The following is a 20,066-nucleotide window of genomic DNA, read 5'->3' on the forward strand; positions in this document are numbered from 1 at the left end:
CGTATCCCTAGTCGTTTACCTTGAGCACAGCAAGGAAGGCATCCTGGGGAATTTCGACACGCCCCACCTGTTTCATCCGTTTCTTACCGGCTTTCTGTTTCTCAAGCAGCTTTTTCTTACGGCTAACGTCGCCGCCGTAACACTTAGCCGTGACGTTTTTACGCAGCGCCTTCACGGTAGAGCGGGCAACCACTTGGCCACCAATCGCTGCCTGAATAGCTACATCGAACATCTGGCGAGGAATCAGCTCTTTCATCTTCTCCACCAGCAAACGGCCACGGGAGTGGGCGTGATCGCGGTGAATAATAACAGCCAGAGCATCGACTTTATCGCCGTTAATCAGCACATCTAGGCGCACCAGCTTCGCCGCTTCAAAGCGCTCGAAGTTGTATTCCAGCGAGGCGTATCCGCGTGAGATGGATTTTAAACGGTCAAAGAAGTCCATGACCACTTCTGACATGGGCAATTCGTAGGTAAGTTGAATCTGGTTCCCCAGAAATTGCATATCCAGCTGGGTGCCACGGCGCTGCTCGCACTCGGCAATCACGTTGCCCACGAACTCCTGGGGTACCAGGATGCTGGCCCGCACGATAGGCTCGCGCATCTGCTCCACATCAGCCATATCGGGTAGCTTGGAGGGGTTGGAGACGTACTGGATGTCGCCGTTCTTCATGGCGAGTTCGTAGACAACCGTTGGCGCGGTGGTCAATAGATCCAGGTCGTACTCACGCTCCAAACGCTCCTGGATGATCTCCATGTGCAGCGTGCCAAGGAAGCCCACGCGGAAACCAAAGCCCAACGCATCGGAGTTCTCCGGCTCGTACTCAAGGGAGGCGTCGTTGAGGGCGAGCTTTTCCAGAGCATCGCGGAAATCTTCGTAATCATCCGCGCTGACCGGGAACATACCGGCGTATACCTGGGGCTTCACCTTCTGGAAACCTGGCAGACGCGGCACGTCGGGGGTCTTCGTGTGGGTGATGGTATCGCCCACCGGCGCCCCGTGGATCTCTTTGATCCCGGCAACGATAAAGCCAACTTCACCGGCGCGTAAAATGTTGGTCTCTTTGCGTAGCGGGGTGAAAATGCCCACTTCCGTGGCGTTCCAGTCACGGCCGGTCGACTTGATACGAATTTTGTCGCCTTTGCGCAGCGTGCCGTCAAACAGGCGCACCAGTGAGACAACGCCGAGGTAGTTATCGAACCAGGAATCGATAATTAGCGCCTGTAGGGGCGCTTCAGGATCACCCTTGGGCGGAGGGATGTCCCGCACTAGCCGCTCTAGCAACGCATCGATACCAATACCGCTTTTTGCCGAGACTTGGCAGGCATCGGTGGCATCCAGGCCGATAATCTCTTCCACTTCCTGGGCGACCCGATCGGGGTCTGCCTGGGGCAGATCGATTTTGTTGAGCACCGGCAGGACTTCCAGCCCCTGTTCGATGGCGGTGTAGCAGTTAGCTACCGATTGCGCTTCCACCCCTTGGGCCGCATCAACAACCAGCAGCGCCCCTTCGCAGGCATACAGCGAGCGCGACACTTCATAGGAGAAGTCGACGTGCCCCGGCGTATCAATGAAGTTGAGCTGATACACCTGGCCATCAGCGGCGGTGTAATCCAGCGTTACCGACTGCGCTTTAATGGTAATGCCGCGCTCACGCTCGATATCCATGGAGTCGAGCACTTGCTCCTTCAGCTCACGTTCTGTCAAACCGCCACAGGTCTGAATCAAACGGTCAGAGAGCGTCGATTTACCGTGGTCGATGTGGGCGATGATAGAGAAATTGCGAATATGCTTGAGCTTTCCGCTGGAAACGTCATGAGACATCGAGTGTGTTCTGCCTTATTGGTACGCAAGCGTGGATAGTGCGGCGCTAGGCCGAAGGGCGAAAAGCGGGAACCGCACCACTGCATTGCCAAGGTTCGTCAAAAGATAAGCGCTATTGTAGCGATATGCGCGGGATAGGAACAGCAGTCCGGCGTGAACCGCCGGACTGGAGGGAGCAAGGGAGGGTTATTCGAGGCGCAATGCCACAAACAGCGAGCGGCCATCGCGGTATAAACGCACTGGAATAGCACGGTCGTTAGGCAGCGCTTCGACGATGCGTAACAGCTCATCAGCAGAGGAGACACTGCGATGGTCAATACTTACGATGATGTCGCCAGGACGTAGGCCCGCTTCGGCAGCTACACTGCCAGATTCAACTTGGCGCACTACCACGCCACCGCCAATGTTAAGGCGTTCTCGAGTCGCTTGATCCAGCTCTGAAACGGCAACACCCAGGCGCACTTGGTTGTTGCTACCCTTGGCTTGCTGCGGCTTTTCTGCATCTGGCCAGCTGCCAAGCTCGACTGTTTCAGATACCTGCTCGCCATCGCGCATGAGTGTCAGCTCAACATCATTGCCGGGGGCAACGCGACCAATCAAGCGCGGTAGCGTGCTGGAACGGTCGACCTCTTCACCATTGACCTCAATAATCACATCGCCAGCCTGCAGGCCACCCTGCGCAGCCGGGCCTTCAGGGTCAAGATCGGCAATCAGCGCGCCAATGGCTTGGCTCATTCCAAAAGACTCAGCAAGGTCTTGAGATACCGGCTGGATCATAACGCCTAGCCAGCCACGATTAACATGCCCATCTTCACGAAGCTGATCTGCTACATCCATAGCAACGTTGATAGGAATAGCGAATGAAAGCCCCATAAAGCCGCCGCTACGGGTAAAAATCTGTGAGTTAATACCCACCACTTCACCCTCTAAGTTAAACAGCGGGCCACCGGAGTTACCGGGATTAATCGCCACATCGGTTTGAATAAACGGCACGTAAACATCCCGTGGCAGCGTGCGGTTTATCGCACTGACAATGCCTGCGGTCACCGAGTGATCGAACCCGAAGGGTGAACCAATGGCGGCTACCCACTCACCCACTTTCAGCTCGTCGGAGTCACCCAGGTCTAATACCGGTAGGTTGTTAGCATCAATTTTCAGTAGTGCCACGTCGGTTTGGGTGTCGCTACCAATCAGTTCGGCAGGCAGCTCACGGCGGTCGTTCAAACGCACCAGAATTTCATCGGCATCCTGCACCACATGGGCGTTAGTCATCACATAGCCATCGGCGCTAATAATAAAGCCAGAGCCTAGCGATTGACGCTCCTCACTGCGCCCACCACCGTTACCGGGCGGTACAGGAAAGCTGTCGCCGAAGAAATGGCGGAAGATTTCGGGGATTTCCTGATTACCGAACCCCTGCAATGCCGGTCTACTCTGCACCGTTCGACTGGTCGAAATATTGACGACACCCGGCGCCGCCTCTTCGACCAGCTCAGTGAAATCAGGAAGGGACTGCGCCTGGGCACTTTGTCCCATCATTAATAGCGCGATAAAACATAACCACAGTGTGGAAGGAAGAACCAAGCGCTTCATGCAACAGCTCCTAGTCAAGCAGATACGAAAAGAAGGAAGTGCAACTCTTAGTGAGCTACAGAACAACTAACTGACCAAGCGCGGGCGAAAGCGTTCCATTCGCCCGCGTATCAGGTATTTAAGGGCAACCATGCCACACAACAACGTGCCAAAAAACAGCCCGGCACAGAGCCATTCGTTACCACCCAGCAGCACTCCACTACCTGAAGCGAAAAGCGCTATGAACAGTGGTAAGGCATAGATAATCAGTGCCAGCAGGCTAATATCGTTTTTGGGAAGCGTTAACATAACACTGCTTCCTAATGGATAACGGATTGAGAGCTTTGCACAATCATTTGGCGGGTAGACAACCACTCGCTGCCGCTGGCGACGGGCTAGCAAACCCATGCCACAGCCACGGCCTTCCGCACACTGTTGGCAGGCCTCTTTGAGGGAAACATCGACGATGAGGCCGTTTGGCAAGTAACCCGCTACGATACCCATTCGCTGTAAAGAGGCACAACTACTGCTATAAGTGGCCATGACTTACCGCTCTATTGTCACCGACTGCACAATTCGCTGAAGTATATCGGGGGGCAGCTCTCCGATACCAATCAGTTGCCAGCGTTGATCACCTTCAGACATAAGCGCTACAGCGGCCGCTGAAACACCCAATTGATGCACGCCTTCATTAAGTAGCGGCTGCTCCACAGGGGCGGCAAACACGCTAACGGTTGCCAGGCCATCGCTGTAAATCTGCTGATCATTCAGGGACTGCCCAGGCTCAGGAGGTTGGGCCACAAACCCGTCGGGCAGCCAATCCGCTCGCCATGGTTGAGGCTCAAGCGCGGCTGTTACCCTTTCAGCAATCGCACCGTGATATAGTGCTGGCGAGTGCAGCTGCGTGATTTGAAACGTTTCCAACACGCGCTCTTCAGCGTCACTCATTACATGCTTGAGCAATAACCCTGTCTCTTTGTCCACCCACCAGGTGTGCTGATAACGCTGCTGATCTAGCGGAGAAAAGCGCAGTTCCACGGCATCGCGCCCAGCCACCCGCGCTTCTTCCTGGAGAGAAATATCGTAATGCTTCGCGACATGGCTCGCCCATGCTTCGGAGGCAGACACCGATCCGTCATTACCGGGGGTAAAATGCGCTAGGTTACCTGCCAGTGAACGGCGCTCAACGCTCACAGAAGGGCCATCAAGATGCTGAACGACCTGCTGCCGCACACCATTGCGAATACGATGGGAAAGGGCCAATGTGCGCACGCCCAGCGCATCGATAGTGACGGCACGGGCTTGAAAATTATAACAGTGGCTTGCGACTAAACTTCTTTCAAGCCAAGCCTGCGTGGATGAGGGTGCTTGTTGTCCGGCAACCTCGCTGCAGGAGATCGCAGGCGGAGTATCGGCATTAACCGCGTTAGGAGACAGGCTGGCACTCAGCAAACCACAGATTAATGCGAGCCTGCCTCCCCAAAAAGCAGCATACTTGGCAGTCACCATACCAATCTATCAGCCCCTTAACTCAGCGTTCATGTTGAACGGCGACTCGCCATGCTTAACGTTGACCCAGCGGTTCCGTTACCGACGAGCGCATCAGTGGCATCCAACTGTCGCCACTGCCCGTTGCGGCACCTTGAGCATGCTGCTCAAGATAGGACTGGAGCATACGCAGCTGGTCGATATCGATCGTCGCTGTTTGTTGCGCCATCATGCTCTGGGGGGCTGCAGCTGTAGAGAACCCTGCGTCGCTGATATTCATTAAACCGCTATTGCCTGTTTGACCGTTAATACGAAACGGCGTTGGCTCAAACATAGGCATCTCTGAAGCAGCCATCGCGGCGGGTTGTGATGCCGCCAAGCTAACCGGCTGCACCTGTGCACCAGCACCGCTCTGAGAAGCCACAGTGCTACTTGCTGGCTGGTCACCGCTAGGAGATGCATTACCGTTAAAGAACTGTACCCCCGTAATCACCATCAAGGAGACCGCAGCAGCAACGCCCGCTCCGCGAGCAAATGAAATACCGCCTGCCCGTACAGAAGCGGGAGCCGCATCTTCTTCCAGCGAGGGGGCGGGTTCGTCGCGCAACCGAGCCATGATACCGGCGGAGAGGTCAACACTCACGTCTACACCACGCTCACGCTGCATCATGCTGCGGGCTAAGTGATAGCGTCGCCAGGTCTCTGCCGCATCGGCATCGTCAGGCAGGGATTTCAACACCCGGCGCAATTCAAGCTCATCACTTTCACTGTCCATTAGTGCTGAAAGTGATTCCCGTGTGTTTTGACTCATACTTCACACCCTCACACTCTGTTAGAAGACGTTCAACGACAACACTGCTAATGCGTGTTTTAGCCGCAGAACCTCGCAGGCCAATACCCAATGACACATCGCCGTCGGCATCATGTGAATGTCTGGCGTGCAGACTGATGCTGCTATCGTTGTCGGCGGCTCAACTCGTTAAAGCTAGACAGCTTGTATGACGCCTTACTTGCCAGACAGTTCACAAAAAAAGCAAAAACGTAAATGACTGTGACTAAAGCACTACTTTCATAACCAAGCAGCTTACTCATCGCGACTGTTACGCGCCGTAGTGACCAGCGGACGAATGTGCTCATCAACCGCCTCTCGGGCACGGAAAATGCGCGAGCGCACCGTGCCCACGGGGCACTGCATGACTTGGGCGATATCTTCGTAAGCTAAGCCATCTAACTCACGCAGCGTAATGGCGGTGCGCAGGTCGTCGGGCAGCTTTTCAATCGCCTCGTATACGGCTGCTTCAAGCTGATCGCGAGCAATCGATGCCTCTGGCGACTCTGAATCTGCCAAACGGCCGCTCTGATCGACGATTTCTGCATCGACAATATCCAGATCGCTACCCGGCGGCCTGCGGCCACGGGACACCAAATGGTTTTTTGCCGTATTAATCGCAATACGGTACATCCAGGTGTAAAACGCGCTCTCTGCACGAAATTTACCCAGCGCACGGTAAGCCTTGATAAAGGCTTCCTGCGCTACGTCCTGAACTTCAGCGTGATCGTGAATATAGCGGCCAATCAAGCCAATAATCTTGTGCTGGTACTTTTTTACCAGCAGATCAAAAGCGCGTGTGTCGCCTTTCTGAGCACGTTCAACCAGCTGTTGGTCTGTTTCACGGGTGCCCATTCACACGCTCCTTCTGCTCGCACGCTTTACGTCGAGCCTTGTGTCTTCTTTTTCGCCCTGTCACACGGGCCTTCACAGCAAGCAGCATAGCGTCCCTTGGGCATAAATTAATCATCGTGGAAGAAGGGGGTAGGCAAATATCCGCCCACCACCTTGGTTTTGTTGCCTTGGTTACGTTGCACGCATCGTTGCACACATTGGGTTTCTTAGTGCGTATGGCATCTAGTGTTACGCGTTCTTAGCAGCGCATCAAGCGCTTACCCCCTCTATTGAAACCTTGAGGCTGACATTTTTCCTTAATGCAAAGTTCCGTAACAATTGATTTTTACCTCCATGACGCGCCATAGTAGTGGCCACTTTTAGCCCATCGCGCACGCACAGGTAGCAAGATGTCAGATCAACAAGTTAGTAACCTTAACGTCCTCGCACAGGATGTTCTCACCACCCCTGACGCACTGAAAAGCACTATTCCGCTATCACAGAGCGCCGAGCGCTCTGTGATCGAAGGTCGCCAAACCATTCAAAACATCTTGGATGGCAAAGACCCACGGCTGCTGGTTGTGGTTGGCCCCTGCTCTATCCACGATGTCGAGGCAGCGCTTGATTATGCCCGCCGCCTACGTGCCTTGGCAGACCAAGTGAGCGACAGCCTCTACATTGTGATGCGCGTCTATTTCGAAAAGCCGCGGACCACCGTTGGCTGGAAAGGGTTAATCAATGACCCCCACCTAAACGACTCTTTCGAAATTGACGAAGGCCTGCACATTGCCCGCAAGCTACTGGTCGATTTAGCCGAAATGGGCCTGCCGCTAGCCACGGAAGCGCTAGACCCCATTTCCCCGCAGTACCTTCAGGACTGCATCAGCTGGTCGGCTATCGGCGCTCGTACCACCGAGTCGCAGACTCACCGCGAAATGGCCTCCGGCCTCTCCTGCCCGGTTGGCTTTAAAAATGGCACCGACGGCAGCCTAGACGTAGCAATTAACGCACTGCAGTCCGTTGCCAACCCGCACAACTTCCTGGGTATTAACCAGGCAGGCCAGGTGGCTATTATCCGCACCCGCGGTAACGCCTACGGCCATGTGGTACTACGCGGCGGTAACGGCAAGCCCAACTACGATAGTGTGAGTGTTGCGCTTGCGGAGAAAGAGCTTAAGAAAGCCAATCTTTCGCCCAACATCATGATCGACTGCTCCCACGCCAACTCCAATAAAGATCCTGCCCTGCAGCCGCTCGTGCTGGAGAACGTGACTAACCAAATCCTGGAAGGCAATACTTCCATTATTGGCTTGATGGTGGAGTCCAACATTGGTTGGGGCAATCAAAAAGTGCCTGCGGACTTAAGCCAGCTGCAGTATGGCGTCTCAATCACCGATGCCTGTATCGACTGGGACACCACGGTGGAAACGTTCACTCGTATGAACGAGAAACTGGCACCGGTACTGGCAAAGCGCATCGTTAAGTAACTAGCCATTGCCGTCAAAATGTCCCGCTGAGCGCTGCTTAGCGGGACATTTTTCATCGTCAATCCCTAATGCCACCCATCATCTAGACTTGTATATCGCGCTTGAACGGCGGCAGCGCATCCAGCAACGCTTGGCCGTAGCGTCGCGTAATCACGCGACGGTCGAGCAGTGTAATCACCCCCCGGTCACTCTCTTTACGAATCAAGCGGCCACACGCCTGCACCAGCTTAATCGAGGCATCCGGCACGCTAATACGCATAAACGGGTTGCCGCCCTGGCTCTCTATCCACTCGGCAAGCGTCGCGCCCACCGGGTCATCAGGCACCGCAAACGGCAGCCGGGTAATCACCACGTGGGTGAGATAATCCCCCGGCAGATCAATGCCTTCGGCAAAACTGGCCAAGCCAAAAATCACGCTCCCCTTGCCGCTATCGACGGCCGCCCGATGGCGCTCAATCAGCTCACGCTTGGGCAGTGCATCCTGGGCTAAGATGCGCTCTTTTGCCGCAGCGGGCAGGGCTTTTTCTACGGCGCGCAGCTGGGCGCGGGAGGAGAATAGCACCAGCACCGCCTCATCCCCGCCTAGCTGAGCCACAAAGCGCACAATCGCGCTCTCGTGGGCGTCTCTGTCGCTGGGGTCGGTTGCCTCGGCGGGCACCCGCAGCACAGCATTGGCGTAATCAAACGGGCTGGGCAGGGCTTGATAGCGGTAGCGGTTCGCTAAACCCGCCCGCTCTTGCAGGCGCTCAAAACGGCCAAGCGCCGTAAGGGTTGCCGAGGTAACCACCGCCCCGTGGCAGCGCCCCCACAGGTGCTTGGCGAGGGTATGCGCTGCCGAAACAGGGCTGGCCGAAAACTCGATCTCCGGCTCCCCCGCCACGCGGCTGAGCGTTATCCAGCGTGCGCTGGGCGGTGCATCGGCTGCATCCTGCTCGCTAAACGCTTGCCACAGCGCATGGGCATCCAAAGCACGGCCATGGAGCAGTGCTATCAGCGGTAGCCACGTTTCTGCTTGATCACGGTCTAGGCCAGTTTGCTTATCCGGGTCCAAGCTTTCCCGCAGAATATCGCTGATACTCTCTAAACTTCGCGAGAGCGTGGCAAACATGACCAGCAGCTGCTGCGCCTGTTCGCGCAGTGCTTCGGGTACCTGCCCTTTCTCGAAACGCTGCTGATGGTTAGCCTCTTCATCTGCCAGCCCATTTTCCCGACCTGCCAGCTGGTGCCCCATGCGAAACACATCCCCCAGCGCAGGCTCTAGGCTATGCAACAGCTCTGGCAACGCTGCCAACAAGCGGGCAATGGTGGGCTGCACCGCCAAGCCTTGATGCAGATCCGTCAAGCTGCTTTTCAGCGTTTTCAGCCAGCGCAAACAGCCGTGTACCGCAAAGCGGTGGGCGAAATGAGACAGCGCCTTATCCGGCAGGTGGTGGCCTTCATCGAAAATAAAGATACAGTCGGCGGGGTCCGGCAAAATCGCACCGCCCCCCAGGGCAAGGTCGGCCAACACCAGGTCGTGGTTGGCGACAATGACATCGGCATTTTCCAATTCCCGGCGAGAGCGGAAAAACGCGCAGGCGCCAAAATGGCCGCAGCGGCGCCCGGTACATTGGCGGTGGTCCACTGTCAGCTGGCGCCAGTGCGTATCCTCAATCGACACCGGCCAGGTATCGCGGTCGCCTTCCCAGTCGCCCTTGCCGTAGGCCTCGGCCATATCGGTGGCCAGCACGTTAAAGTCGCTGTTGTCGGCTTGAAGGGATTGCTCGAATAGCGAGAGCGTTGGATTGGGTTCGCTACCTTCCAACGCCTGATCCAGCCGCGCCACGCAGACATAGCGGCCGCGCCCTTTCGCTAGCGCATAGCGAAAGGCAACACCGCTATGGCTCGCCAGCGAAGGCAGGTCTTGATTCAACACCTGCTCTTGCAGGGCAACGGTGGCCGTGGAAACGATCAGCCGCTTGCCCTGGGCCTTGGCAATCGGCAAGCCCGCAATCAGATAGGCCAGCGTTTTGCCTGTGCCCGTACCGGCTTCGAGTACGCACACATGGCTATCGCTAACGCGCTTACCCTCGCTGTCGCACTCGATATCACCCAGGGTGCGGGCGATTTCAGCAATCATTAAGCGCTGCCCGTAACGCGGTGTCAGCCCTAGCTTTTCCACCACGTTACGGTAGGCCTGCTGAATATCGTTTTTAAGCGCGTTATCCAGCATGCCCGTTACAGCATGCCTTCCGGCGGATGTTCGCAGGGCAGCTTACCGTTAATGTAGCGCTCGATCTCCGGCAGCGAGAAGGCATCCTCTTCACCTACAAAGCTGATGGATACTCCTTTGGCCCCTGCGCGGCCGGTACGGCCAATACGGTGAACGTAATCTTCTGGATCTTCCGGCAGCGTATAGTTGATGACGTGGCTGACGTCTTCAATATGGATACCGCGACCGGCTACGTCAGTGGCTACCAACACCTGTATTTCACCTTCGCGGAAGCTCTCCAGGGTTTTAATACGCTGGTTTTGAGGCACATCACCGGACAGCATGGCCGCACTAACACCGGCTTTTTGCAGCAGGTCGTCCAGTTTACGCACCAAGTCACGGCGGTTACCGAAGACCATCACCCGCTCGAAACTCTCTTGCTCCAGCAGTTTGATTAGCAACCGCTGCTTATCATCATCCGATACCAAATAAACGCGCTGGTCGATATCTGCCTGGTTCTCGACGGTGACTTCGATCTCGACATGGGCCGGATTTAGCGTCCACTGGCTCGCCAGACTGAGAATATCGTCGGTGAAGGTGGCCGAGAACAGGAACGTTTGGCGTTCCTCTTTTTTCGGCGTATAGCGAATGATGCGCTTCACATCGGGGATAAAGCCCATGGAGAGCATCCGATCCGCTTCATCGAGCACCAGCACTTCGGTTTCGGAGAGGTCGATATCGCGCTTCTGATGAAAGTCCAGCAGGCGACCCGGCGTCGCCACCAGGATATCGATCTTCTTATCCAGGCTTTCGCGCTGCTTCTGGTAGTCCATGCCGCCAACCACACTGGCAACGTTAAGCTGGGTGAAGCGTGCAAGGGCCTTGGCGTCTTTCTCGATCTGTAGCGCCAGCTCGCGGGTAGGCGCGATAATCAACGCGCGGGGTGCGCCCGGCTTCTGACCATCCGGGGAGGGCTCTTCAAGAAAGTAGGCCAGCACGGAAATCAAAAACGCGGCGGTTTTCCCGGTACCCGTTTGGGCTTTACCGACAATGTCGCCACCTAACAGCGTGTGGCGCAGCGCCTCTGCCTGGATGGGCGTGCAGTACTCAAAGCCCTGGGCATGAATAGCGCGCATTAAAGGCAGCGGCAGATCAAAGTCATGGAAGCGCCACTTGCCGGCAACGGCGGGCACCTGAAACTGACGAAGATCCCAGTTCGACTGGCGGCGACGCGGTTTCCGGCGGCGACGTTTAGGCTTGCGGTTCTGGGCCGATGCTGTGGTCTGTTCCGACTCGCTCATAGGCTGTGTATCTGTCCATTGCTGTGAATGTTAGGCATCACGAAGCACGCATTGTACCAGGGGTTGGCGATAAGAGCGCGCCCTGCTGTCGAAGGAGCACCCTTGCCTGTTAGAATGAGGCATACATTAACCCAAGGAGCGCGACATGACGCGTAAGAAAAAAACTCGTTCATTAGCGGATAAAGTGACTATCCGCACTGGTCGCCGCAAAGATTATAAAAAGTGGCGCCACGAGAACCCCGACCAGGTAACCTCGTCGCGCCGCTTTGTGGTCAAAAAGCAGCAGCAGCGCAAGCTTCAGGCCGTGCGCAAACTGGCGCGCCAGCAAAGCGGCCAATCGATTGCGATTCATCCTGACAAAGAGGCTGACAGCCCCTCGGGAGAGCATTCGTAATGCGTTTGGTGTCATTTAACATCAATGGCATTCGGGCGCGGCTTCACCAACTCCAAGCGCTGATCGACACTCAACAACCTGATGTCATTGGTTTACAAGAAACCAAAGTGCAGGATAGCGAATTCCCCGTGGCTGACGTAGAAGCCATGGGCTATCACGTTTTCTATTATGGCCAAAAAGGGCATTACGGTGTTGCCCTGCTGTGCCGCCAAAAGCCGCAGGCGGTGTTTTATGGCTTCCCCGATGATGACGAGAACGCCCAGCGCCGCATGATCGGCGTGCGGCTATTTGCCGAAGATGGCGAAGCGGTCACCGTGTGGAACGGTTATTTTCCGCAAGGCGAAAACATCGACCACCCCACCAAGTTTCCGCACAAAGCGCGCTTTTATCAGCAGCTCGCCCATCTGCTCAATACCCAGCACTCTCCTAGTGAGCGGCTGGCGGTGATGGGGGATTTCAATATCTCGCCGGAAGATCAGGATATTGGCATTGGCGAGGCCAACCGCAAGCGCTGGCTGCGCGAAGGTAAAACCAGCTTCCAACCCATTGAGCGGGAGTGGCTGGAAGGTATTAAGGCGTGGGGGCTTAGCGACAGCTACCGGATTTGCCACCCTGATAACAGCGAGTGGTTCAGCTGGTTTGACTACCGCTCTAAAGGGTTTGACCGCGAGCCAAAGCGTGGATTGCGTATCGACTATATCTTAGTCTCTCAACCGCTAGCCGAGTGCGTCACCGGCGCGGGTATTGACTACCCGCTGCGCGGCATGGAGCGCCCCTCCGACCACGCCCCCACCTGGAGCGATTTCTCGCTCGCCTTGGCAAAGTAGTTGAAGAAATAGCCCTACACGACCGCCGAGTGGCAGCGCCACTTGGCGGCACCAGATCAGGGGTTAGGCCCTTCCGAACGTAACTCAGAAACACTCAGCTGGTAGTTCAGATAATCTTCGCTGTAGCTACCCACATAGATGCGGTAATCACCGGCAGGCCAGCTAGTGTACTCAATATGCTCATTTAAACCGCTGCCGCCATCGTCATCGCAGAGCAAAAACTTACCCGGGCCATCAACAATCAGCGTGGTATCGCCATCGGCCTGGGTCCACAATTGAAGGTAGCTAAATGTATCCAGCAGCGTCATCTCATGGTCTGGCGTTGCGGCAACGTTCCCCTGACAGCTGTTACCCAGCATATCGGTACCAAACTGGGTGGATGCGCTCTGTACCCCACCGGATATAAAGCTCACCCGCCACGGATCGGGCGAGAATCCCGGCGTAATCGCCAGATGGCGCTCTTCGCTTGTATCCGCATAGCCCGAGCTGCCCCCCGGGGTGCCGCTGCCCGGCAGCTCGCTGACAAACAGCTCGTAGTTATGTACCCCGCCACCGTAACTGCCCACATAAATGCGGTACTCACCGGGCACCCAGTTACTGTGTTCGATGAGCTCGTTGAGCCCTTCCCCGCCATCATCGTCGCACAGTAGAAAGCGACCCGGCCCATCGATAATGAGCGTGGTATCGGCAGCCGACTGGTTCCATACCTTCAGAAAGTCAAACCCATCGGTCAGTGTCATCACATGGTCGGGCGTTTGTGAAATACTGCCAGAACAGGCAATGCCTCGCATATCCGTACCAAAAATGCCGTTAGCTTCCTGGCCGCCACCCGATATATAACTGCGCTGCATGGGGTCGGGCATAAAGCCAGGAGCTAGAGTCAAGTTGCGCTCTTGAGCGTGGGCAAAGGAGGCTGCCATAAAACCGGTAGTGAGTATCGCAAGCGTGCGGAAACAGCTCCGCTGGTGGTTGGTGGTCATAAGCATCGATAGCCATTAAGAGGAGTGGAGCCTGGGAAGGGCAGACGCCGGAGCGGCCCGTTTAGCCACCCCAACCTTTTATAGCACAACGCTTTTTGACAGGGAAAGCGTCACTGAAAGTAGGTAAGCCACTGTTCCGCCTGAGCATCACCAAGATCGGCGGCTTTTACTAGCGCCGTTTCCGCCTGGTCATCCCTGCCCCAACCGTAAGCCAACTGCCCATATTGGCGCCAATCATCCGCCGACTGCGTTAATTCAGCCAACGCTTGCCAAGCGTCCAGGGCGTTATCGATATGCTTCGCCTGCTGCCATGCCGTCGCCCGCAAGCGTAGGGTTTCTTCATCGCGGGGCAGCTCCCCAGACGAAAGTGCGGCTTCTACATGCTCCGCAGCACGGGCAGGTGTGCCCCCCGCCAGGTGGAGATGGATAAGCGTCAAACGGTCATCCGGTGCCGTGAACTTGCCCAACTGCCATGCCGCCTCCCAGACAGCTGCCGCCACGCCGAGCCGGCCCGCTTGCTGGGCAAGCCCCGCTGCCTGACGCCACTCATCGGGGCGGCTTTCTGCCCCTAAGCCTGCCAGTAGCCAGCTAAGCGCCTGGCCGTTCTCACCTGCGTGTCGTAGCACCACATTCGCCAGCGTTTGCTGTTCTGCGGTGAGGTTTCCTTGCTCAAGCAGCGGCACCAGCCGCTCCATCGCGACCTCCCAGCGCTCCTCTTCTGCTAGCAAGCGAACCAGTTGCCAAGCCGTTTCATTGTAGCGCTCGTGGCCATTAGACGCCGCCAACCACTGCTTAAACAGATCAATAGCTTCTTTACGCTCACCTGCCGCGCGCCGCAGCGCTGCCTCATCGCGCAGCCAGCGGCGTACTTGGCTATCGGGGACGCTCGGGCGCTGGCGGGCGCTGGCTAGCTCATCGGCGGCTGCGAGGTTTTCCCCCTGGCGCACAAGGGCGCTTGCCGCTAACTGGTGATAGAGTGCACTGGCCCACTGGTCAGCCCGGTTACCGCTGGCAAGCCGCGCTGACTGGGAACGGGCATGGCTAATAATGCGACTTAGCACTTCAGGGTCGGCCGAACCGCTGGGCTGGCTGGCCAATTGGCTTTGCAACCCGTTCAAGTCTTGAATAATGTCACCGGGCAGCGGTTCATTGGCGCCGGCGGTCACGCTCAGGGCGCTCAGTAACACAATGCCGACCCAACGCCAAACACCCTGCCTTCGGTTAGTACCACTCACTGACATTGGCGATTCTTCTCTACGAGACATGTCACCGCTACCTTAGCTGGAACTCAATACGCTGCGTGGCTCGGCGTAGCTGCTGGCTTGGCTCGAACTGCCAGCGCGCGATCGCTTCACGGGCGGCATCTTCAAACACCCGACGGGGCTGGGCCTTGGTGACGCGAATAGAGCCACTATCCACACTGCCGTTGCGCCGGATGACAAACTCCACTTCTACGAAGCCCTCCATGCCACGACGCTGGGCGCGGGGCGGATAGGTTGGGTTGACGCGGCTCGTCGGCGCCACCTGCCCAACGCTCACCGGTTCATTCGAAGGCGCTGGCTCTGCCGCTGGCGCAGCCTCCCGCTGGGCAGTGGCAGGCTCAGGGGAAGGTGCTGCCGTTTCTGCGGGTTCGGGGGCGGGTTCCGGCGCAGGCTCAGGTGCGGGCTGTGGTGCGGGATCAGGCCGGACTTCGGTTAGCTCCGGCAGCTCGCTCTCCAGCTCGACGGGCTCTACCGGCGCATCGGGCAGCTCCACCTCCGGCAGCGCAATGGTGCTGGTGGCAACAGGCGCAGGCGCCGGGGTCGGCATGGGTGGCGGCGCAGGTGCCGCTTGGGCAGGCGCGGGAGGGGGCGTCTCCTGTTCGGGCGCCACCTCGGGCGCTTCTACCATGGTCATCGACATCGACATGATGGGGTCGTCCACTTGCTGCTCCGGTGGTGCCACCAATAGCGCCAGCATCCAGAAAAGCCCAACGGCCAGGGCGATACCGCCTAGCATCGAAAACGCATGACGGATCATGGCGCGCTCCGGCTCGCTGCTACGGCGACTTGATCCACGCCTGCCTGCTGCAGCCGATCCATCACTTCAATCAACACGCCCGTGGTGGAGTCTTTATCAGCTTGGATGACCGCCGACCCCTCACCGCTCAGCATACCGGCCACCCGCTGCCCAACGCGGTGGACATCCACCGGCTGGCCATCCACCCATACCGCGCCTTCCGGCGTGACGGCAATCAGCACCTGGGCATCGGGGCGCGGCGTGGCCGCCGACGTTTCTGGACGCTCAATCTCCACGCCGCTTTCCTTGATAAAGCTGGTCGTGACGATAAAGAAGATCAGCATAATGAACACCACGTCCAGCATCGGCGTTAAATTCACCTCATTGCTGTCGTCGGCAGCCTCTATGGAACGGCGTCTACGCATCTCTTTCCTCCAAGGCACGCGCTAAGCGGTCATGCAGACGCTGGTCTTCGCGACGGATAACGTGCTCTAAACGGCTAATAAACAGCATACCTACTACCGCAATGGCCATCCCCGTTAAGGTAGGCAGCGTCGCGCGGGCAACGCCATCGGCCATGGCGCGGGCTTGATGGGTATCACTCATTGATAGGCTATCGAAAACGGTAATCATGCCGGTCACCGTGCCCAGCAGCCCCAGCAGGGGGCAGAGCGCCACGAGTAGCTTAATCCAGGGCAGCGGACGGCGTAGCTTGGCCACCAGGGCCTCACTCCAAACATGGCGCAGCGTGCGGGCGCTCCAACTGCGGTGGTCGCTACGCGCCGCCCAGCGCCGAACCAGCTGGCGGCGGGCGCGCCGCCAGCTGATGCGGTAGTACCACCAGCGCTCTATCGCCATGGCGAATACCAGCATGGCCACCAACGCGAGCACTACAAGAACAGCACCGCCCGCCTCTAACAGCCGCTCTACTGGCTCTAGCCAAAGGGGTAAGCTCGGCATACTAGTTCACCGTTTGCCCAGACAGGGTGGACTGCGCTTCCAGGTGGTCAGCAAGCGTCGCGCTGGCTTCACCTTCGATCACCTGGGTGATAAACCGGCTGCGGCTGGAGAGCGCCGTTTGGGCAAACAGGAGCGGCACTGCGGTTACCAAGCCTAGTACGGTGGTGACCAGCGCCTGACTAATACCGCCTGCCATGAGCTGCGGGTCGCCTGTGCCGAACACCGTAATCGCCTGGAAAGTGACGATCATGCCGGTGACGGTACCCAGCAAGCCAAGCAGCGGCGCAATGGCCGCCAGCAGTTTGACGATGGGCTGGCCGCGCTCAATCTTCGGCAGCTCGGCGAGCACCGCCTCATCCAGTCTGGCTTCCAGCGCTTCTGGGGTTTGGTGCTTGTCCATCTCTTTGAAGCGCTGAAGTACGCGACCTAAGGGGTTATCGGCGCTAGGTTGGCTCAACGCCTGGCGTTGACGCCGCACGCGTACGCTGACCAATAACAGGTATAGGTACTGGGCCAACGCGACCAATAGGCCAATACCGCCCAGCACAACGACGACATAACCCACATAGCCCCCCTGCTGGAAGCGCTCCCACAGCGTAGGCTGCTGCGCCAGCGCTTCCAGCACGCTGCCGTGGGTAGGGTCAATGGCAAACTCGCGGCTGTCACCTTGATGGTACGCCGCCAGCAGCTCGCTAATGGCCGACGGGGTACGCGGCACTTCCGCTAACACGCCCCCCTCTTCCTGCCCTTTCCGTAGCAGCGCACTCTCCGTAAAGGCCGCGAAATCCCCTAGCCGCACCACGCTGCGCGTTGCAATATCACCACTGGCATCGGCCACCGGCAGCTCCAGGCGCTCGGCGCGACCGGTGTTGAACGTTAAGCGTGCCAGACTATCGACGACGGCCTCGATTTGCCGACGCTCCAGGACATCGACATCGTTAAGGCGTGGCGGTAGCGCGCTAGCCTCCAGGGTGAGCCAGCTATCGCCGCCCAGCTCATTACGAATCTCTTCGCTGTGGCGGGTGAGGTCTGATAATAAAGCGCTAAGCGCTTCACCCTGCTCCTCCTGCCGCTGGGCGAGCGCCTGGGCCTGTGCGGCCTGTTCTTCCTGCTGCGCTTCGAGCGCCGCCTGCTCTTCCGTAGCGGCCTCATGGGCGGCCCGCGCCTCTGCCAAGGCCGCCTCTAACGCTTCCTGATCGTCTAAAAACGACTGCAGCCGCGCCTGGTCGCGTGCTTCTGCGGCTTCGCGGGCTTCGCGTAGTGAACCGATATCACTGCCGTCCTGAGCCAACGCGCCGGTACTGGTCAAGATACTAACCAAAACACTGGCCAGGAGCGCGCGGTAAAGCCATGCTTTCGGGCGGGACAAGAGACTCATGGCTGGCCCCCTTGGTCATTGGCCGTTATCGAAAGCGGCAGTTGTAGTAGCTCAGGCGTTCGCTGGTCGTCCGCGATACGCAGACCGTTACGCACTTGCCTACGGGCTCGTTCATCCAGCGCCAACCACCCACCGCTCTCTTTATCCCAGACACCGCCTTCGCGGCCGTCGGGCGTTAGGTAGTAAAAGCCGATGCGACCAATACGCAGGTATTCCACCTCCCTTGGGGAAGTGCCCTCCAACGCCAAGCGGCCCCGCCAGCTATCCACTTCGCGGCCGTAGGCAAGCTCAGCCCGCCAGGCTTCGAGCAAGCTAGCAATGCGCTCGGCGCTTCCCGCATTGGGGTTACTGGCGGACTCCACGCGGGCGAGACGCTCGTCGGTTAAAAACGGCAGGTCGGACTCGATCCAACGGGTTAGTTGTTCGGTCATGTCCTGCTCGATCATGGGCAGCGCGGCACGGGTGTCGCTTAATGTTTCCAGTGCTTGGCTTAACCGCTGCTGGCGCTCGGCTTCGCTCGCCAGGCGGCTACTTAGCGTGGCATTGGCGGCTTCCATTTGGCGGGTTTCCTGCTCTAGGCGGCGTAGCTCCTCAATAGCGGAACGCGTGGTTGCATCCGCACTGTCAATTTGCTGCTGCAGTTCAGACTGAGCTTGCTGGGCCTCGACACTTTGGGCCGCCTGATCCATTGTCTCATCACTTGCCATCAGCGTACCGCTGGCCAGCACTCCGGCAAGCCAGCACCCACGCAAGGCAAAGAAAGGCCTTTTCAGCACGTTATGTCTCCGTTACTGCTTAGCGCGCCCGCCCCAGCGGCCCGCTAAAATTCATTAAGTATAAGAACGATTTGCGTTTAACGCGTGCAGCGCATAGCGTACCACTAATAAAATTAATGACAATATTTATCATTAACATTCAATAACAGTTAGCTGGAAGACGCGCAAAAAAAACGGGAGCCATAGGCTCCCGCAGAGAACTAAACGACCGTGGTGCTTAAAACGCCCAGTCGTCATCTTCAGTGGCGACCGCTTTACCAATAACATAGGAAGAGCCGGACCCTGAGAAGAAGTCGTGGTTCTCGTCCGCGCTGGGTGACAGCGCCGCCATAATAGTCGGGTCCACATCGGTGACGCTGCTTGGGAACAGCGGCTCAAAACCTAGATTCATCAGGGCCTTGTTGGCGTTGTAGTGGAGGAACTTCTTCACGTCTTCGCTCAACCCCACCTCATCGTAAAGCGATTCGGTATAGCGGACTTCGTTATCGTAAAGCTCCAGCAGCAGCTCGTAAGCGTAGTCTTTCACTTCCTGCTGGCGCTCGGACGTCTCTTCTGCCAGCGCCTGCTGGAACTTGTAGCCCACGTAGTAGCCGTGTACTGCTTCATCACGAATAATCAAGCGAATCAGATCGGCTGTGTTGGTCAGCTTGGCGTGGCTGGACCAGTACATGGGCAGGTAGAAGCCCGAGTAGAACAGGAACGACTCCAGGAAGACGCTGGCGACCTTCCGCATCAACGGGTCGTCTGAGCGGTAGCGGTTGAGGATCAGCTCGGACTTCATCTGCAGCGTTGGGTTCTCCTCGCTCCAGCGGAACGCATCATCAACGTCGCGGGTCGCACACAGCGTCGAGAAAATCGAGCTGTAGGAGCGCGCATGCACCGACTCCATGAAGGCGATATTGGTGTATACCGCTTCTTCATGGGGCGTGCGGGCATCCTCCATTAGCACGGGCGCACCCACTCTGCTTTGAATCGTATCCAGCAGCGTTAGGCCGGTAAAAACGCGGATGGTGAGCTGCTTCTCTTGCTGTGTCAGCGTATTCCACGACTGGATATCGTTGGAGAGCGGCACTTTTTCCGGCAGCCAGAAATTGCTGGTCAGTCGGTTCCACACCTCAAGATCCTTATCATCTTGAAGGCGATTCCAGTTAATCGCATTCACCCGCGACAAACGTTGCATTATCGTCATCAGAGTTCTCTCACAAACATCTTCTTAAAAGCGTATC

At 57.5% G+C, this 20,066-nt stretch carries 19 protein-coding genes; 3 read left to right on the top strand and 16 right to left on the bottom strand.

Annotation, left to right across the window (positions count from 1 at the left end):
• Positions 1-7: 7 nt before the first annotated feature.
• The 6 genes from lepA to rpoE form a co-directional block, all read right to left on the bottom strand.
• Positions 8-1,825 (bottom strand): translation elongation factor 4, encoded by a 1,818-nt coding sequence (gene lepA, locus LG300_RS09015; protein WP_289099150.1) that lies wholly within the window; start codon positions 1,823-1,825, stop codon positions 8-10.
• A gap of 186 nt (positions 1,826-2,011) precedes the next feature.
• A complete protein-coding gene (locus LG300_RS09020) occupies positions 2,012-3,418 on the bottom strand; it encodes a DegQ family serine endoprotease (protein WP_404374673.1) in 1,407 nt (468 codons plus the stop codon).
• A 66-nt stretch (positions 3,419-3,484) separates the two neighbouring features.
• On the bottom strand, positions 3,485-3,940 hold the full coding sequence (locus LG300_RS09025; RefSeq protein WP_404374674.1) for a SoxR reducing system RseC family protein: 456 nt from the start codon (positions 3,938-3,940) through the stop codon (positions 3,485-3,487).
• Positions 3,941-3,943: 3 nt separating this feature from the next.
• Positions 3,944-4,906 (bottom strand): MucB/RseB C-terminal domain-containing protein, encoded by a 963-nt coding sequence (locus LG300_RS09030; RefSeq protein WP_404374676.1) that lies wholly within the window; start codon positions 4,904-4,906, stop codon positions 3,944-3,946.
• A 55-nt stretch (positions 4,907-4,961) separates the two neighbouring features.
• Complete coding sequence (locus tag LG300_RS09035) at positions 4,962-5,696, bottom strand: sigma-E factor negative regulatory protein (RefSeq protein ID WP_404374678.1); 735 nt, start codon at positions 5,694-5,696, stop codon at positions 4,962-4,964.
• A gap of 273 nt (positions 5,697-5,969) precedes the next feature.
• Positions 5,970-6,569, bottom strand: coding sequence for an RNA polymerase sigma factor RpoE (gene rpoE, locus LG300_RS09040; RefSeq protein ID WP_404374680.1), 600 nt, complete (start codon positions 6,567-6,569; stop codon positions 5,970-5,972).
• Positions 6,570-6,958: 389 nt separating this feature from the next.
• Here rpoE and LG300_RS09045 point away from each other — a divergent pair, with 389 nt between their 5' ends.
• The gene (locus tag LG300_RS09045) at positions 6,959-8,035 is read left to right on the top strand and encodes a 3-deoxy-7-phosphoheptulonate synthase (RefSeq protein WP_404374682.1); all 1,077 of its coding nucleotides are present in this window, start codon (positions 6,959-6,961) and stop codon (positions 8,033-8,035) included.
• Positions 8,036-8,117: 82 nt separating this feature from the next.
• Here LG300_RS09045 and dinG read toward each other — a convergent pair whose 3' ends face one another.
• Both dinG and rhlB read right to left on the bottom strand, forming a co-directional pair.
• On the bottom strand, positions 8,118-10,247 hold the full coding sequence (gene dinG, locus LG300_RS09050; RefSeq protein WP_404374684.1) for an ATP-dependent DNA helicase DinG: 2,130 nt from the start codon (positions 10,245-10,247) through the stop codon (positions 8,118-8,120).
• Between the two features lie 5 nt (positions 10,248-10,252).
• Complete coding sequence (gene rhlB, locus LG300_RS09055; protein ID WP_404374686.1) at positions 10,253-11,527, bottom strand: ATP-dependent RNA helicase RhlB; 1,275 nt, start codon at positions 11,525-11,527, stop codon at positions 10,253-10,255.
• A gap of 145 nt (positions 11,528-11,672) precedes the next feature.
• Here rhlB and LG300_RS09060 point away from each other — a divergent pair, with 145 nt between their 5' ends.
• Both LG300_RS09060 and xthA read left to right on the top strand, forming a co-directional pair.
• On the top strand, positions 11,673-11,921 hold the full coding sequence (locus LG300_RS09060) for a hypothetical protein (RefSeq protein ID WP_404374687.1): 249 nt from the start codon (positions 11,673-11,675) through the stop codon (positions 11,919-11,921).
• Positions 11,921-12,748 carry an exodeoxyribonuclease III gene (gene xthA, locus LG300_RS09065; protein ID WP_404374689.1) on the top strand — a complete coding sequence of 276 codons (828 nt, stop codon included), beginning with the start codon at positions 11,921-11,923 and terminating at the stop codon, positions 12,746-12,748. Before LG300_RS09060 ends, xthA begins: the two co-directional genes overlap by 1 nt.
• A 56-nt stretch (positions 12,749-12,804) precedes the next feature.
• On the opposite strand, the gene LG300_RS09070 is transcribed toward xthA, so the two are convergent.
• From LG300_RS09070 to nrdF, 8 genes are all read right to left on the bottom strand, one after another.
• The gene (locus tag LG300_RS09070) at positions 12,805-13,728 is read right to left on the bottom strand and encodes a hypothetical protein (protein WP_404374691.1); all 924 of its coding nucleotides are present in this window, start codon (positions 13,726-13,728) and stop codon (positions 12,805-12,807) included.
• A gap of 110 nt (positions 13,729-13,838) precedes the next feature.
• A complete protein-coding gene (locus tag LG300_RS09075) occupies positions 13,839-14,993 on the bottom strand; it encodes a hypothetical protein (protein ID WP_404374693.1) in 1,155 nt (384 codons plus the stop codon).
• A gap of 7 nt (positions 14,994-15,000) precedes the next feature.
• Positions 15,001-15,747 carry an energy transducer TonB gene (locus LG300_RS09080; protein WP_404374695.1) on the bottom strand — a complete coding sequence of 249 codons (747 nt, stop codon included), beginning with the start codon at positions 15,745-15,747 and terminating at the stop codon, positions 15,001-15,003.
• A complete protein-coding gene (locus tag LG300_RS09085; RefSeq protein ID WP_404374697.1) occupies positions 15,744-16,151 on the bottom strand; it encodes an ExbD/TolR family protein in 408 nt (135 codons plus the stop codon). Before LG300_RS09085 ends, LG300_RS09080 begins: the two co-directional genes overlap by 4 nt.
• Positions 16,144-16,686 (bottom strand): MotA/TolQ/ExbB proton channel family protein, encoded by a 543-nt coding sequence (locus LG300_RS09090; RefSeq protein ID WP_404374698.1) that lies wholly within the window; start codon positions 16,684-16,686, stop codon positions 16,144-16,146. The genes LG300_RS09085 and LG300_RS09090 overlap by 8 nt, the downstream gene beginning before the upstream one ends.
• 1 nt (position 16,687) lies before the next feature.
• Positions 16,688-18,064, bottom strand: coding sequence for a MotA/TolQ/ExbB proton channel family protein (locus tag LG300_RS09095; RefSeq protein WP_404374700.1), 1,377 nt, complete (start codon positions 18,062-18,064; stop codon positions 16,688-16,690).
• The gene (locus LG300_RS09100; RefSeq protein ID WP_404374702.1) at positions 18,061-18,840 is read right to left on the bottom strand and encodes a DUF3450 domain-containing protein; all 780 of its coding nucleotides are present in this window, start codon (positions 18,838-18,840) and stop codon (positions 18,061-18,063) included. Before LG300_RS09100 ends, LG300_RS09095 begins: the two co-directional genes overlap by 4 nt.
• 217 nt (positions 18,841-19,057) lie before the next feature.
• Complete coding sequence (nrdF, locus tag LG300_RS09105) at positions 19,058-20,029, bottom strand: class 1b ribonucleoside-diphosphate reductase subunit beta (RefSeq protein WP_404374704.1); 972 nt, start codon at positions 20,027-20,029, stop codon at positions 19,058-19,060.
• Between the last annotated feature and the right edge of the window lie 37 nt (positions 20,030-20,066).

Origin of the sequence: Vreelandella aquamarina, from assembly GCF_044805175.1 — a bacterium.
GTDB lineage: Bacteria > Pseudomonadota > Gammaproteobacteria > Pseudomonadales > Halomonadaceae > Vreelandella > Vreelandella aquamarina_B.

Bases quoted from the DNA above. Each gene is read 5' to 3' on its own strand.
- LG300_RS09045 (WP_404374682.1), top strand. From the start codon at position 6,959: ATGTCAGATCAACAAGTTAGTAACCTTAACGTCCTCGCACAGGATGTT.
- LG300_RS09060 (WP_404374687.1), top strand. From the start codon at position 11,673: ATGACGCGTAAGAAAAAAACTCGTTCATTAGCGGATAAAGTGACTATC.
- nrdF (WP_404374704.1), bottom strand. From the start codon at position 20,029: ATGACGATAATGCAACGTTTGTCGCGGGTGAATGCGATTAACTGGAAT.
- LG300_RS09035 (WP_404374678.1), bottom strand. From the start codon at position 5,696: ATGAGTCAAAACACACGGGAATCACTTTCAGCACTAATGGACAGTGAA.
- LG300_RS09075 (WP_404374693.1), bottom strand. From the start codon at position 14,993: ATGTCTCGTAGAGAAGAATCGCCAATGTCAGTGAGTGGTACTAACCGA.
- LG300_RS09090 (WP_404374698.1), bottom strand. From the start codon at position 16,686: ATGCCGAGCTTACCCCTTTGGCTAGAGCCAGTAGAGCGGCTGTTAGAG.
- lepA (WP_289099150.1), bottom strand. From the start codon at position 1,825: ATGTCTCATGACGTTTCCAGCGGAAAGCTCAAGCATATTCGCAATTTC.
- LG300_RS09020 (WP_404374673.1), bottom strand. From the start codon at position 3,418: ATGAAGCGCTTGGTTCTTCCTTCCACACTGTGGTTATGTTTTATCGCG.
- LG300_RS09025 (WP_404374674.1), bottom strand. From the start codon at position 3,940: ATGGCCACTTATAGCAGTAGTTGTGCCTCTTTACAGCGAATGGGTATC.
- LG300_RS09070 (WP_404374691.1), bottom strand. From the start codon at position 13,728: ATGACCACCAACCACCAGCGGAGCTGTTTCCGCACGCTTGCGATACTC.
- rpoE (WP_404374680.1), bottom strand. From the start codon at position 6,569: ATGGGCACCCGTGAAACAGACCAACAGCTGGTTGAACGTGCTCAGAAA.
- dinG (WP_404374684.1), bottom strand. From the start codon at position 10,247: ATGCTGGATAACGCGCTTAAAAACGATATTCAGCAGGCCTACCGTAAC.
- LG300_RS09095 (WP_404374700.1), bottom strand. From the start codon at position 18,064: ATGAGTCTCTTGTCCCGCCCGAAAGCATGGCTTTACCGCGCGCTCCTG.
- rhlB (WP_404374686.1), bottom strand. From the start codon at position 11,527: ATGAGCGAGTCGGAACAGACCACAGCATCGGCCCAGAACCGCAAGCCT.
- xthA (WP_404374689.1), top strand. From the start codon at position 11,921: ATGCGTTTGGTGTCATTTAACATCAATGGCATTCGGGCGCGGCTTCAC.
- LG300_RS09030 (WP_404374676.1), bottom strand. From the start codon at position 4,906: ATGGTGACTGCCAAGTATGCTGCTTTTTGGGGAGGCAGGCTCGCATTA.
- LG300_RS09085 (WP_404374697.1), bottom strand. From the start codon at position 16,151: ATGCGTAGACGCCGTTCCATAGAGGCTGCCGACGACAGCAATGAGGTG.
- LG300_RS09080 (WP_404374695.1), bottom strand. From the start codon at position 15,747: ATGATCCGTCATGCGTTTTCGATGCTAGGCGGTATCGCCCTGGCCGTT.